This is a genomic window from Pseudomonas frederiksbergensis, assembly GCF_035751725.1.
Taxonomy (GTDB): Bacteria; Pseudomonadota; Gammaproteobacteria; order Pseudomonadales; family Pseudomonadaceae; genus Aquipseudomonas; species Aquipseudomonas frederiksbergensis_A.
On sequence record NZ_CP142104.1, the window covers coordinates 5,880,167 to 5,893,659 of the forward strand.

A 13,493-nucleotide genomic window follows, 5' to 3' on the forward strand; every position below is an offset into this window, starting at 1 on the left:
GTGTTAAGTCGGCCAAGTATTGGGAAGCCGTGTGAACACTCTATGGCTGAAATATGACAATTGGATGAAAGGCCAGTATTGGATTTTGCGGGGGTGTCGTGTCGAGGGGCTGCCTAGCGCCCCTTCTTCCAAAGATACCCACCAATCACCATCCCCATTCCGCAGATGATCGCCACGTAATACGCCGGCCCCATCGGGCTCTCTTTCAACAGCAGGGTCACGATCATCGGCGTCAACCCGCCGAAAATCGCGTAGGCCAGGTTGTAGGAGAACGACAGGCCGCTGAAGCGCACCACGGCCGGGAAGGCATTGACCATGACGAAGGGCACCGCGCCGATGGTACCCACCAGCAAACCACTCAAGGCGTAGAGCGGGAACAGCCACTCGGGGTGAGTGAACAGGCTGTGGTAAAAGGTCCAGAACGTGACCAACAACAAACCGCTGCCGAAGACGAACACCCGGCCCGCGCCAAAGCGGTCGGCCAGCACACCGGCTCCAATGCAACCAAAACTCAGGAATACGATCGCCAGGCTATTGGCCTGCAACGCCGTGGTCGGACTGAAGTGGTACACCGTCTGCAACACCGTCGGGGTCATCAGGATCACCACGATGACGCCGGCCGACAGCAGCCAGGTCAGCAGCATCGAAATGGCGATGGCGCCGCGATGATCGCGCAGCACGGCGCGCAACGGAACCTCTTCGGCCAGCGCCTTGCGCAGTTGCAGTTCGGCAAACACCGGGGTTTCGTGGAGCCAGCGGCGCAAGTACACCGAAAACAGGCCAAACACACCGCCCAGCAGGAATGGGATCCGCCAAGCGTAATCCGCCACTTCCACTGGCGTATAAATGCTGTTGATGGCGGTGGCGACCAGCGAACCCAACAGGATTCCTGCCGTCAGGCCGCAGGTCAGCGTGCCGCAGGCATAGCCGATATGGCGCGCCGGCACATGCTCGGAAACGAACACCCAGGCCCCCGGTACTTCGCCACCAATGGCTGCGCCCTGGATCACGCGCATCAGCAACAACAGGATCGGTGCCCACATGCCGATCTGCGCATAGGTCGGCAACAGCCCCATGATCAGGGTCGGCACAGCCATCATGAAAATGCTCAAGGTGAACATTTTCTTGCGCCCCAGCAGGTCGCCGAAGTGGGCCATGATGATCCCGCCCAGCGGCCGGGCCAGGTAGCCGGCGGCAAAAATGCCAAACGTTTGCATCAGGCGCAGCCATTCGGGCATTTCGGCAGGAAAAAACAGTTTGCCGACCACGGTGGCAAAGAACACGAAAATAATGAAATCGTAGAACTCCAGCGCGCCGCCCAGGGCAGAAAGCGACAGGGTCTTGTAGTCGTTGCGGGTCAGCGGACGGGCGGGTTGCGCGGGCGTCGCCGTGCTCGAAGGCGCAGTGGTCATGGCAAGGGTTTCTCTTATAGTCGGTTCTCGGCCCGACAACACTGATGAGAGCCCGGGCAGGTTCGGCACGATAGCAAATTGTTCGAAAAAGCACATAGAGCCGCGTAATTGACAGTCAAAATCAGAACCCAGTGGTCGTCGCGACGTCTATCGCCCGATATACTCGCAACCTTGCGACACTCTGTAAGGGGTTGCTGTGCGAAAACGTCGTTGGTGATGTAGTACGAATCAGCCGGTTTCGCAGAGTTTCCCTTTGGCACGCCTTTACGAAAAACGTGACGAACGTGGCAGTTCGGGCTGAATCGTTTTTTACAAAGACGGCTATTCACCTGAAAGACAAGACAGAGTTACGGGTCAGAGGCACCCCCGGCATGATAGAGCTCGAACAAGAAGATCCAATCCCGCAAGGCGACCTGGCCTTGCAAATCACCGCGCTTCCCCGCGATACCAACGGCTTCGGGGACATTTTCGGCGGCTGGCTGGTGTCCCAGATGGACCTGGCCGGCACCGCGATGGCCAGCAAGGTGGCGGGCGGGCGCGTGGCGACCGTGGCGATTGATCGCATGGCGTTCCTGGTGCCGGTGGCGGTGGGTGCGCAGTTGTCCTTCTATACCCAGGCGTTGGAAATCGGCCGTAGCTCGATCCAGATGATGGTCGAGGTGTGGAGCGACGATCCGTTGTCCAGCGAATGGCGCAAGGTCACCGAAGCAGTGTTTGTCTTCGTCGCCATCGACGGCAGTGGACGCACCCGCTCGGTTCCACCCCGCGCCCGTTAAACGCGGCGACCGTTTTGCGGTCCATTGCAGTCCATGTTCCTGAACGAGATGCGCAATATGCCTACGCCCAATGTCGAAGCCGTCAAACTGGATGAACTGAATGGTTGGCGCATCCGCCACGGTCAGGCCGAGTTGCTGGTGGCCCAGCAGGGCGCGCATATCCTCAGTTATCAAGTGGACGGCCAGCCGCCGCTGATCTGGCTTAACGACCAGGCGACGTTCCAGACGGGCAAGAGCATCCGCGCCGGCGTGCCAGTGTGCTGGCCCTGGTTCGGCAACCTGACCCGCAATCCCGACAGCGTCCAGGCGATGCGCGTCAGCAACGAACCGGCCACGGCCCACGGCCTGGTGCGAGCGATGGATTGGGAGCTCAAGGGCATCGAGGCCGAAGGCGAGAGCCTGAACATCGAATTCGTGCTGCCCTACCCTGAAAATGGCCTGCCGGGCTGGCCTCACCAGGTCGACCTGACGCTGACCATCGTGATGGACGAGCAGTTGCATATCCGTCTCACCAGCCATAACCGTGGCAGCGAAACCGTCAGCCTCAGCCAGGCGCTGCACAGCTATTTCGCCGTCAGCGATGTGCGCAACGTGCAGGTCGATGGCGTCGACGGCTTGAACTACATCGAGACCCTGGACGATTGGAACACCCATACCCAGGCCGGTGCCCTGCGCTTTGCCGGCGAAACCGACCGCATCTACCTCGATACCCCGCCGACGCTGAGCATCGTTGACCCGCACTGGCAACGACGGATCGAACTGACCAGCAGCGGCTCGCGCTCGGCGGTGATCTGGAACCCCTGGACCGAACGGGCCAAGGCCTTTAGCGACATGGCCGACGATGGCTGGCAGCGCATGCTGTGCATCGAGACGGCCAATGTGATGGGCGATGTGGTGACGTTGTTGCCGGACGCCAGCCATACCTTGGGCGTGAGCATTTGCAGCAAGCCGCTCTAAGCCACACCAAAAGACCTGTGGGAGCGGGTCGCTCCCACAGTTGAAACTGTGTCAGGCCAACCGGCCCGTTACAAATCCGCCTCCTGCACCACCCTCACCTTCTCCGCATCCAGCGCATACGCCGCGCTCGCCAGGTCGTTGTCGACCTTCTCGATCTTCAGCGTGCCCGTCACCCAAAGGGGCGTATAGATGTCGTCCAGCTTCACGCCCTTGGGATATCGCACCAACACCAATTGATTCGGCGGCGGCGGAGGAACGTGGATGCAGGCGCCCGGGTAAGGCACCAGGAAAAACAATGTGCTGCGGCCCTTGGCGTCGGTCTCCAAAGGGACCGGATACCCGCCAATGCGCAGGTGCTTGTCATTCATCGACGCCACGGTCTTGGTCGAGTACATCACCGCCGGCAAGCCTTTGCTTTGCTTGAGGCCACCTTTTTCGGTGAAGGTGCCGCTGGCTTCGGGGGAGTCGTGATCGATCTCGGGCATCGCTTCGAGGGCTTTCTGGTCCGACTTGGGCATCAGTTCGAGCCAGTCGGTTTCCGGCAGCTCGGCGGCGTGGGCCAGGCCACTGCCCAGCAAAAGAAGGGTCAATACTAGACGGCGCATGAAAGGGCTCGGCAATGAGTGGAATGTAAACGCCGGGCAGTTTAGCCCTCTCCGTGCGCCGCGCGGAGAGGGCTTCATCTGGTTTGATCAGTTTCTTTTGATCAGGCCGTAGATCACCAGCAATACGACCGCACCCACCAGGGCGCCAATGAAGCCAGCGCCTTCGCCAGCCTGATAAATACCCAGGGCCTGGCCGCCGTATGTGGCCGCCAACGAACCGCCAATACCGAGCAGGATGGTCATGATCCAGCCCATGCTGTCATCGCCGGGCTTCAGGAAGCGCGCGAGCAGGCCAACGATCAAGCCGATAAAAATGGTTCCGATGATTCCCATGGCATTTCCCTCTGGTTGAGACTAAAGCCAAAGTCCAGTCGGGCTTTGGCACTTAGCCATGAGAGAGATAAGCCGATGAATGGTTCCACCGATGTTGCAGACTATTGCTCGGCAATCAGCGTTTCGACCTTGATGATCTGCTGCTCGAGCGTGGCGCGATCGGCGCAACGCAGGTTGGCGTGGCCGACCTTGCGCCCCACTTTGAAGGCCTTGCCATAGTGATGCAGGTGGCAGTCGGCAATCGCCAGGACTTTCTCGCTGTCCGGCACCTTGCCGATGAAGTTCAGCATCGCGCTTTCGCCGACCTTGGCGGTCGACCCCAGCGGCAGCCCGGCCACCGCCCGAAGGTGGTTTTCGAACTGGCTGCACTCGGCGCCTTCAGTGGTCCAATGCCCGGAGTTGTGCACCCGCGGGGCGATTTCGTTGGCCTTGAGGCCGCCGTCCACTTCAAAGAATTCGAACGCCATGACGCCGACATAGTCGAGCTGCTTGAGCACGCGGCTGGAGTAGTCTTCGGCCAGGGCTTGCAGGGGATGGTCGGTGCTGGCGACGGACAACTTGAGGATGCCGTCCTTGTGAGTGTTGTGCACCAGCGGGTAGAAGCGGATTTCACCGTCGCGGGCACGCACGGCGATCAGCGAGACTTCACCGGTGAACGGCACGAAACCTTCGAGCAGGCAACCGACGCTGCCCAGCTCGGCAAACGTACCGGCAACGTCTTCAGGGTTGCGCAGGACTTTCTGGCCCTTGCCGTCATAACCCAGGGTACGGGTCTTGAGCACGGCCGGCAGGCCGATGGAAGCGACCGCAGCCTCAAGGTCAGCCTGGGACTGGATGTCGGCGAAGGCAGGCGTCGGGATTCCCAGGTCCTTGAACATGTTCTTTTCGAACCAGCGGTCACGGGCGATGCGCAGGGCTTCGGCGCTCGGATAGACCGGGACGAACTGGGACAGGAAGGCCACGGTTTCGGCCGGGACGCTTTCGAACTCGAAGGTCACCAGGTCAACTTCATCGGCCAATTGGCGTAGGTGATCCTGGTCGCCATAGTCGGCCCGCAGGTGTTCACCCAGGGCGGCGGCACAGGCGTCCGGCGCCGGATCCAGGAAAGCGAAGTTCATTCCCAGCGGCGTACCCGCCAGGGCCAACATGCGACCCAACTGGCCGCCACCGATTACACCGATCTTCATTCGTCAACAACCTCAGGCAATGCGTGGGTCCGGATTGTCCAGGACGCTGTCTGTCTGCTCAGCGCGGAATTTTTTCAGCACGGTATGGAATTGGGGATGCTTGGCGCCCAGGATACTCGCCGACAGCAAAGCCGCATTGATTGCCCCGGCCTTGCCGATGGCCAGGGTAGCAACCGGGATGCCGGCTGGCATCTGCACGATCGACAGCAGCGAATCGACACCTGAGAGCATCGAGGATTGCACCGGCACGCCCAGCACCGGCAGGTGGGTCTTGGCCGCACACATGCCTGGCAAGTGAGCCGCACCGCCGGCGCCGGCGATGATCACTTCGATGCCACGCGCCTCGGCTTCTTCGGCGTACTGGAACAGCAGGTCCGGGGTACGGTGGGCGGAAACCACTTTCACCTCGTAAGGGATGCCGAGCTTTTCCAGCATATCGGCGGTGTGGCTAAGGGTGGACCAATCGGACTTGGAGCCCATGATCACGCCAACCAGTGCACTCATCGTCGTGCCTCTTCTCTCTGGGCGCCCTAGGGCGCGTCAAAAAACAACAAGCCACGCGGGAAACCAGCGTGGCTTGTTGTACGAATTATGGCCGGGTGAACCGACCGAAGGCCGGGCAGTATACCTTAATGAAGCGGATAAACAGCACCTGCGACGACCATCTGTCATGCGCTGCAAAAAGCGTGATTTCCTGACCAAAAAGTCAGCGCCTTGTCATTCATGGATAACTACATATTTTGATCAAGAAGTTAAATTTCCAAGTTATAAGAATCCTTATAACTTTAGCGCGGTACCGACAACCTGCTTCCACTCAGCAATGATTAATCAACAAGGATGTTCAAATAATGAAAGATACGATCGCGATACTCGTCTGCCTCCATGACGACTTGAAAGGTTATGAATACAGAAAACTGTCTTCCGATCATTTCGTCTGGCTCAAGACCGAACTCGAGCTTATCTCCGGACGTGAAGTAATAATTACTTTCGCCCGCCCCCAACCCCCTTATTCCCATTTGCGCAGATTCGACTATAAAGGCGCAGATGCTTCCAGTAAATTGAGCGCATGGAGAAACGCGGCCCAGGATTGGCGCTACGAAACACTGCGGAATAACGATTATGATCCAAGGCTCACCAAGACGCTGCTGCTTACCAAAGATAACATCAATAAAACCATTTCCGGCATCGCCGAACTTGGGGGCCACTTCGGTATCGCCTCTATCAGCACTTACAATACCCCAGCCCATGAGATAGGCCACCTGTTCAACGCTGATCATAAAGACAGCGTCATTGAATACGACGGCTGGTGGAAGGACTCGATCATGCATGCCGATAGTTACTCAGACTTGCGTGGCAACACCTACCGGTTTTCCGAAAGCAACAGGGAAAATATTCGTCAGTATCTAATGGATTAAATGACCGCTCCGGCCTTGTTGCCAAGATTGTTCAAGCACATCCATTCAGCCAACGGAGCTCGCCACACCTCCCTCAAGCTTGCGCCAAAGCAACCGCACATTGGCCTTGCGCACCAGGGCACAGCGGTACAGGCGGATCTCCAGCGGGACATGCCACTGCGCCCCGCCGCAGATCACCAACTCGCCCCGGGCCAGTTCGTTGCGCACACTCAAGTGAGGGACCCAGGCAATGCCCAGCCCTTCCAGCGCCATGCTCTTCAGGCTGTCGGCCATGGCCGTCTCGTAGACGGTGGTAAACCGCAGGGCCCGCTGGCGCAACAACTGGTTGACCGAACGCCCCAGGAACGCCCCGGCGCTGTAGGCCAACAACGGCACGCTGGCCTCGCCTTCGAGGTCGAACAACGGCCCGCCCTGCGCATCGGCCGCGCACACTGGGAGCATCTCGGTCTGGCCCAGGTGCAAAGAAGGGAAAATCTCCGGGTCCATCTGCATGGCCGAATCCGGATCGTAGAAGGCCAGCATCAAGTCGCAGCCCCCTTCACGCAAGGCATGGACGGCATCGCCAACGTTGGTCGCCACCAGGCGCGTGGCGATGTTCATCCCTTCGTTGCGCAATTGCGCTATCCAGCGTGGAAAGAAGCCCAGTGCCAAGGAGTGGGCGGCGGCCACTTGGATGACTTCGCCCTGCCCGCCCTCCAGATGATGCAGGTGCCGGAGCACCTCGCCCAACTGCTCGACCACCGTACGCGCCGTGACCAGGAACAGTTGCCCTGCCGCCGTCAGTTCGATCGGCGTACGCGAGCGGTTGACCAGCGTCAGCCCAAGGGCTGCTTCAAGGCTGCGAATCCGTCGGCTGAACGCCGGCTGTGTCACGAAACGCCGTTCGGCCGCCTGGGAAAAGCTGCGCGTCGCGGCCAGGGCACTGAAGTCCTCGAGCCATTTGCTTTCAAGATTCATCACCGCCCTCCCGGGACGCACCAAAACAGGTCACACGTTCGCCGCATCGTCGGCGTCACACGCCCATTATGCCGAATATGCATAGGCCAGTGTTTAACAGCATTGGCCCAAATTTTTCTGAAAGCCTAGGATTCACAGCGTTCCGGCTCTGACCGGGTTCTTATTGAGATGATTTCCATCATGTCCTCCGCTGCATCATTCCGCACAGAAAAAGACCTGCTTGGCGTACTCGAAGTACCGGCGCAAGCGTATTACGGCATCCAGACCCTACGAGCGATCAACAACTTTCGCCTGTCAGGTGTCCCGATTTCGCATTACCCCAAGCTGGTGGTCGGTCTGGCAATGGTCAAGCAAGCCGCCGCTGACGCCAACCGCGAGCTGGGCCAGCTCAGCGAAGCCAAGCACGCTGCCATCAGCGAAGCCTGTGCACGATTGATCCGCGGCGATTTCCACGAAGAGTTCGTGGTGGACATGATCCAGGGCGGCGCCGGCACGTCGACCAACATGAATGCCAACGAAGTCATCGCCAACATTGCGCTGGAGGCCATGGGCCACCAGAAGGGCGAATACCAGTACCTGCACCCCAACAACGACGTGAACATGGCGCAGTCCACCAACGACGCCTACCCGACCGCGATCCGCCTGGGCCTGCTGCTGGGCCACGACGCGTTGCTGGCCAGCCTCGACAGCCTGATCCAGGCGTTCGCCGCCAAGGGCGAGGAATTCAGCCACGTCCTGAAAATGGGCCGTACCCAGCTGCAAGACGCCGTGCCGATGACCCTGGGCCAGGAATTCCGTGCCTTCGCCACCACCCTGAGCGAAGACCTGGCGCGCCTGAAAACCCTCGCGCCTGAACTGCTCACCGAAGTGAACCTGGGCGGCACCGCCATCGGCACCGGCATCAACGCCGACCCACGCTACCAGGCCCTCGCCGTACAGCGCCTGGCAACCATCAGCGGCCAGCCGCTGGTGCCAGCCGCCGACCTGATCGAAGCCACCTCCGACATGGGCGCCTTCGTGCTGTTCTCCGGCATGCTCAAGCGCACCGCGGTCAAGCTGTCGAAGATCTGCAACGACCTGCGCCTGCTGTCCAGCGGCCCACGCACCGGCATCAACGAAATCAACCTGCCGGCCCGCCAGCCAGGCAGCTCGATCATGCCCGGCAAGGTCAACCCGGTGATCCCGGAAGCGGTCAACCAAGTGGCGTTCCAGATCATCGGCAACGACCTGGCCCTGACCATGGCGGCCGAAGGCGGCCAACTGCAACTGAACGTGATGGAACCGCTGATCGCTTTCAAGATCTTCGACTCGATCCGCCTGCTGCAACGGGCTATGGACATGCTGCGCGAGCACTGCATCGTCGGCATCACCGCCAACGAAGCGCGCTGCCGCGAACTGGTCGAGCACTCGATCGGCCTGGTCACCGCACTGAACCCGTACATCGGTTATGAAAATGCCACCCGTATCGCCCGTGTCGCCCTTGAAAGCGGTCGCGGCGTGTTGGAGCTGGTGCGCGAAGAAGGCTTGCTCGACGACGCCATGCTCGACGACATCCTGCGCCCGGAAAACATGATTGCCCCGCGTCTGGTCCCACTGAAGGCTTGATCGACGCGACCACTGCTCACCAGGTCGAGGGACTAGACACCTCTCACCTTTTGAGGGCTTGGGGACTCGTTCCCCAAGCCCTTTTTTTTAACAAAAAGCTGCAAGCACGACAGACTGTAGGAACGAGCTGACACTCGATAAACAGCGACGCGCTGCCGTTGTACCCCGCGTCGCTCGCCATCGCGAGCCGGCTCTCTCCCGCAAGAACCTGACCGAAAGGCCAGGAGATACAAGGGTTCGTTTCGTCGCATGCACCACAACTGTGCAGACGGGCGCCGCACTGATAGGTATAGTGCCGCCCCTCTTCGCATGAGTGGTCGTCGTCAACGAGGCCTCACAACATGCGAAAACCGAACTAATAACAAAACCCGCGAAGTGGACCGGGACGAAACATCGCCCTCTCTGTCGAGCCGCGTGCCGACCGATGTAACAGGATGTTTCCAAATGGCCATCATCGCTTAAACAAAAAACAGCGAGGAATACTCATGCTCGAAGTCATCAACGACTTCCTCTCAGGGAAAGTGCTGATCGCGCTCATTGTCGGGCTCGGTGGCTACTTCACGATCCGCTCGCGTTTCGTCCAGTTCCGTCATTTCTTTCATATGTTCGCGGTGTTCCGTGACAGCCTGAAAAGCAGCACCGACCAGCTCAGCTCGTTCCAGGCCTTGATGCTCAGCCTGGCTGGCCGCGTCGGCGCGGGCAACATCGCCGGTGTCGGCATTGCCGTGACCCTCGGTGGTCCGGGTGCCGTGTTCTGGATGTGGGTGACCGCCCTGGTCGGCATGTCCAGCAGCTTCTTCGAATGCTCCCTCGGCCAGCTCTACAAGCGCTGCGACTCCGAAGGCCAGTACCGTGGCGGCCCGTCCTATTACATCCAGCACGGCCTGCAGAAGCGCTGGTTGGGCATGATCATGGCGTTCCTGCTGCTGATCACCTTCGGCTTCGCCTTCAACGGCCTGCAAGCCCACGCGGTCACCCATTCCCTGAACAACGCCTTCGGCTTTGACACCACCTATACAGGCCTGGGCCTGGCGGTGCTGCTGGGTCTGGTGTTCATCGGCGGGATCAAGCGTATCGCCAAGGTGGCCGACCTGCTGGTACCGGTCAAGACCCTGGCCTACATCGGTGTGACCCTCTACGTGATCGTGCTGCAGTTCGAACACGTACCGGGCATGCTGGCGACAATCGTCAAGAGCGCCTTTGGCCTGGACCAGGCTTTTGGCGGCCTGATCGGCAGCGCCATCGTCATGGGCGTCAAGCGTGGCGTGTTCGCCAACGAAGCCGGCCTGGGCAGCGCGCCTAACGTCGCCGCCGTCGCGTCGGTCGAGCACCCGGCTGCACAAGGTGTGGTCCAGGCGTTCAGTGTGTTCCTCGACACCTTCGTGATCTGCACCTGCACCGCGTTGCTGATCCTGCTGTCGGGCTTCTATACCCCGGGCTTCGAAGGCGACGGCATTGCCCTGACCCAGAACTCCCTGGCAGCCGTGGTCGGTGACTGGGGCCGAGTGTTCATCTCCGTAGCCTTGTCGTTGTTTGTGTTCACCTCGATCCTCTACAACTACTATCTGGGTGAGAACAACCTGCGCTTCATGCTCGGCGAAAACCGCAAGGCACTGATGGCGTATCGCACCCTGGTCCTGGCATTGATTTTCTGGGGCGCCATCGAGAACCTGGGCACCGTGTTCGCGTTCGCCGACATCACCATGACCCTGCTGGCTTTCGTCAACCTGATCGCGCTGTTCCTGCTGTTCAAGGTCGGCATGCGCATCCTGCGTGACTACGATGACCAGCGTGCGGCCGGCATCAAGGTTCCTGTCTTTGACTCGAGCAAATTCCCGGACCTGGACCTGGACCGCAAAGCCTGGCCTGCGACCCCGTCGGCATCTGCCGCCGATGCCGGCAACGCTCCGGCGAGCCTGGCTGCAGCGCAACGCTGATCAACAGTCTGTTTGAAAAAAACCGGGCGCACCCCCAGCGCCCGGCGTGACACAACACAAGGTCGGCGTCATGCTCGACCTTATGTTGTGGCGGCTAACCCAAGCGGCCGTTTTCATCCTCGGAGAACACCCCCAATGAATGCCTCGACCTACCCTGCCGCCCAGCACGTCATGGTGCTCTACACCGGCGGCACCATCGGCATGCAAGCCAGCGCCAACGGCCTGGCCCCGGCATCCGGCTTCGAAGCGCGGATGCGCGACTACCTGCACAGCCAGCCTGAACTGGTAGTGCCGCAGTGGCGCTTCCGGGAGATGTCGCCGCTGATCGACAGCGCCAACATGACCCCAGCCTATTGGCAGCAACTGCGCGAAGCGGTGGTCGATGCCGTGGATGTGCAGGGCTGCGACAGCGTGCTTATCCTGCACGGCACCGACACCCTCGCCTACAGCGCCGCCGCCATGAGCTTCCAGTTGCTGGGCCTGCATGCGCGGGTCTGCTTCACCGGTTCGATGCTGCCCGCCGGCGTGACCGACAGCGACGCCTGGGAAAATCTCAGCGGCGCGCTGGTTGCCCTTGGCCACGGCCTGGCGCCAAGCGTGCACCTTTATTTCCACGGGGAACTGCTGGCGCCGACCCGTTGCGCGAAAGTACGCAGCTTCGGGCGCCATCCGTTCAAGCGCCTGGAACGCCAGGGTGGCGGCATCAAGGCGACTTCTCTGCCAACCCAGTTGAATTACAAACAGCCGAAGCAACTGGCGAACGTCGCAGCGCTGCCACTGTTCCCCGGCATCGGTGCCGAAATCATCGACGGCCTGCTGGGCAGCGGCATCCAGGGCCTGGTGCTGGAGTGCTACGGCAGCGGTACCGGGCCGAGCGACAACCCGGCGTTCCTGGCCAGCCTGGAGCGGGCGCGGGACAGCGGTGTGGTGGTGGTCGCCGTCACCCAATGCCATGAAGGCGGCGTCGAGCTGGACGTGTACGAAGCCGGCAGCCGTTTGCGCGGCGCTGGCGTGTTGTCGGGCGGCGGCATGACCCGCGAGGCAGCGTTTGGCAAGTTGCAGGCGTTGATTGGCGCTGGATTGCCGGTGGATGAGGTTCGGCGGTTGGTTGAGCTGGATCTGTGTGGCGAGCTGATCTGACGGCCTGCAAAGTTTTTGGCCGGCATATAACTTGCTCCGTCTCCAGCCTCCCAAGGCTGGAAACGGACCATGCTGCATTCCCACCTCACCACGCTCAACGCCGTCTCCCTGGTGCTCGACGCCTTCAAGCATGACGGCCTGCCACACGATGCATTGCTGGCCGGCAGCGGCATCAGCACGGCGGACTTGAGCCGGGCCGACACGCGCATCACCACCAACCAGGAGATGCAGGTCTGTGCCAACGCCGTCGCGCTCAAGCGGGATATCGGCTTGGAACTGGGCCGCAACATGCACGTTTCGTCCTACGGCATGCTGGGATACGCCCTGCTCACGAGTGCCACCTTAGGTGACGCTTTGCGTCTCGCGCTGCGCTACCCGGCGCTGTTGGGAACACTCTTCGAGCTGGCCCTGGAAGAGGACGGCGAGCACATCTGGCTCAGCGCTGGCGACTATCGGGAAAACCCGGCCCTGGCGGCGTTCAACGCCGAGTTCTGCATGGTCTCGCTGAAGGTAATCTGCAACGATTTGCTCGGTCACCCGCTGCCCTTGCGCGCAGCGCGGTTCGAACACCCAGCGCCGGATTACCACGCGCGCTACGCCAATCTCTTCGACTGCCCGGTCCGCTTCGATAGCATCGACAACGCCTTTGCCTTCGATCGCCATTGGCTGGAACAGCCCCTGCCGCTGGCCGACCCCATCACTCATCACGCCATGGCCGAACGCTGCCGCCGGCAGAACACCGAATTCACCGGCCGCCAGGCCTGGCTGGGACGCATCCGCCAACTGCTCGTCGCGCAACTCGATGCCGCCCCAGGCCTGGAGGGCTTGGCCGAACAAATGAACTGCTCGGCGCGCACCCTGCGCCGGCACCTCAAGGATCTGGGTTGCAGCTATCAGGAACTGCTCGATGAGCTGCGCTTCGAACGGGCCAAGCAGATGCTCTGTGAAGACCGACTGCCGATCTACCAGATCGCCGAACTGCTCGGTTTCAGTGAAACCGCGAGCTTTCGCCATGCCTTCGTACGCTGGAGCGGCGTGGCGCCGAGTCGGTTCAGGACGTGAAAGTTGGCTTCAAGCACGATCCCCGTGGCGAGGGAGCCATAGACTCACGCCCCGAACCAGCGCACACCCGCGCCAACAAGGGGCGATTTACGGTCAAACCTTTTGGC

The 13,493-nt window shown here is 60.8% G+C and carries 13 protein-coding genes; 7 read left to right on the plus strand and 6 right to left on the minus strand.

Annotation, left to right across the window (positions count from 1 at the left end):
• Positions 1-113: 113 nt before the first annotated feature.
• Positions 114-1,412, minus strand: a complete 1,299-nt coding sequence (locus VQ575_RS26595; protein ID WP_198724459.1) for an MFS transporter — start codon at positions 1,410-1,412, stop codon at positions 114-116.
• 371 nt (positions 1,413-1,783) lie between these two features.
• Here VQ575_RS26595 and VQ575_RS26600 point away from each other — a divergent pair, with 371 nt between their 5' ends.
• Together VQ575_RS26600 and VQ575_RS26605 are read left to right on the plus strand one after the other, a co-directional pair.
• Positions 1,784-2,188, plus strand: a complete 405-nt coding sequence (locus VQ575_RS26600; RefSeq protein ID WP_030139126.1) for an acyl-CoA thioesterase — start codon at positions 1,784-1,786, stop codon at positions 2,186-2,188.
• Positions 2,189-2,245: 57 nt separating this feature from the next.
• Complete coding sequence (locus VQ575_RS26605) at positions 2,246-3,145, plus strand: D-hexose-6-phosphate mutarotase (protein ID WP_039593640.1); 900 nt, start codon at positions 2,246-2,248, stop codon at positions 3,143-3,145.
• A gap of 68 nt (positions 3,146-3,213) precedes the next feature.
• Here VQ575_RS26605 and VQ575_RS26610 read toward each other — a convergent pair whose 3' ends face one another.
• The 4 genes from VQ575_RS26610 to purE all read right to left on the minus strand — a co-directional run bounded on the left by VQ575_RS26610 (position 3,214) and on the right by purE (position 5,774).
• Positions 3,214-3,750, minus strand: coding sequence for a DUF3299 domain-containing protein (locus VQ575_RS26610; RefSeq protein WP_082112055.1), 537 nt, complete (start codon positions 3,748-3,750; stop codon positions 3,214-3,216).
• 87 nt (positions 3,751-3,837) lie between these two features.
• Positions 3,838-4,083: a GlsB/YeaQ/YmgE family stress response membrane protein gene (locus VQ575_RS26615; protein WP_039593587.1), complete on the minus strand. Its 246-nt coding sequence runs from the start codon at positions 4,081-4,083 to the stop codon at positions 3,838-3,840.
• A 101-nt stretch (positions 4,084-4,184) separates the two neighbouring features.
• On the minus strand, positions 4,185-5,270 hold the full coding sequence (locus VQ575_RS26620) for a 5-(carboxyamino)imidazole ribonucleotide synthase (RefSeq protein ID WP_198724456.1): 1,086 nt from the start codon (positions 5,268-5,270) through the stop codon (positions 4,185-4,187).
• A 12-nt stretch (positions 5,271-5,282) separates the two neighbouring features.
• A complete protein-coding gene (gene purE, locus VQ575_RS26625; protein WP_003196369.1) occupies positions 5,283-5,774 on the minus strand; it encodes a 5-(carboxyamino)imidazole ribonucleotide mutase in 492 nt (163 codons plus the stop codon).
• Positions 5,775-6,118: 344 nt separating this feature from the next.
• Here purE and VQ575_RS26630 point away from each other — a divergent pair, with 344 nt between their 5' ends.
• Positions 6,119-6,685, plus strand: coding sequence for a zinc metalloprotease (locus VQ575_RS26630; RefSeq protein WP_045157326.1), 567 nt, complete (start codon positions 6,119-6,121; stop codon positions 6,683-6,685).
• A gap of 45 nt (positions 6,686-6,730) precedes the next feature.
• On the opposite strand, the gene VQ575_RS26635 is transcribed toward VQ575_RS26630, so the two are convergent.
• The gene (locus VQ575_RS26635; RefSeq protein WP_039593584.1) at positions 6,731-7,642 is read right to left on the minus strand and encodes a LysR substrate-binding domain-containing protein; all 912 of its coding nucleotides are present in this window, start codon (positions 7,640-7,642) and stop codon (positions 6,731-6,733) included.
• Between the two features lie 180 nt (positions 7,643-7,822).
• On the opposite strand from VQ575_RS26635, the gene aspA reads away from it, so the two are divergent.
• The 4 genes from aspA (at position 7,823) to VQ575_RS26655 (ending at position 13,386) form a co-directional block, all read left to right on the plus strand.
• Entirely contained in the window at positions 7,823-9,247 is a 1,425-nt protein-coding gene (gene aspA, locus VQ575_RS26640) for an aspartate ammonia-lyase (RefSeq protein WP_030139110.1), read from the plus strand.
• A gap of 485 nt (positions 9,248-9,732) precedes the next feature.
• The gene (locus VQ575_RS26645) at positions 9,733-11,184 is read left to right on the plus strand and encodes an alanine/glycine:cation symporter family protein (protein WP_325918732.1); all 1,452 of its coding nucleotides are present in this window, start codon (positions 9,733-9,735) and stop codon (positions 11,182-11,184) included.
• Positions 11,185-11,319: 135 nt separating this feature from the next.
• A complete protein-coding gene (locus tag VQ575_RS26650; RefSeq protein ID WP_325918733.1) occupies positions 11,320-12,324 on the plus strand; it encodes an asparaginase in 1,005 nt (334 codons plus the stop codon).
• 69 nt (positions 12,325-12,393) lie between these two features.
• Positions 12,394-13,386: an AraC family transcriptional regulator gene (locus VQ575_RS26655; RefSeq protein WP_039593581.1), complete on the plus strand. Its 993-nt coding sequence runs from the start codon at positions 12,394-12,396 to the stop codon at positions 13,384-13,386.
• Positions 13,387-13,493 lie beyond the last annotated feature (107 nt).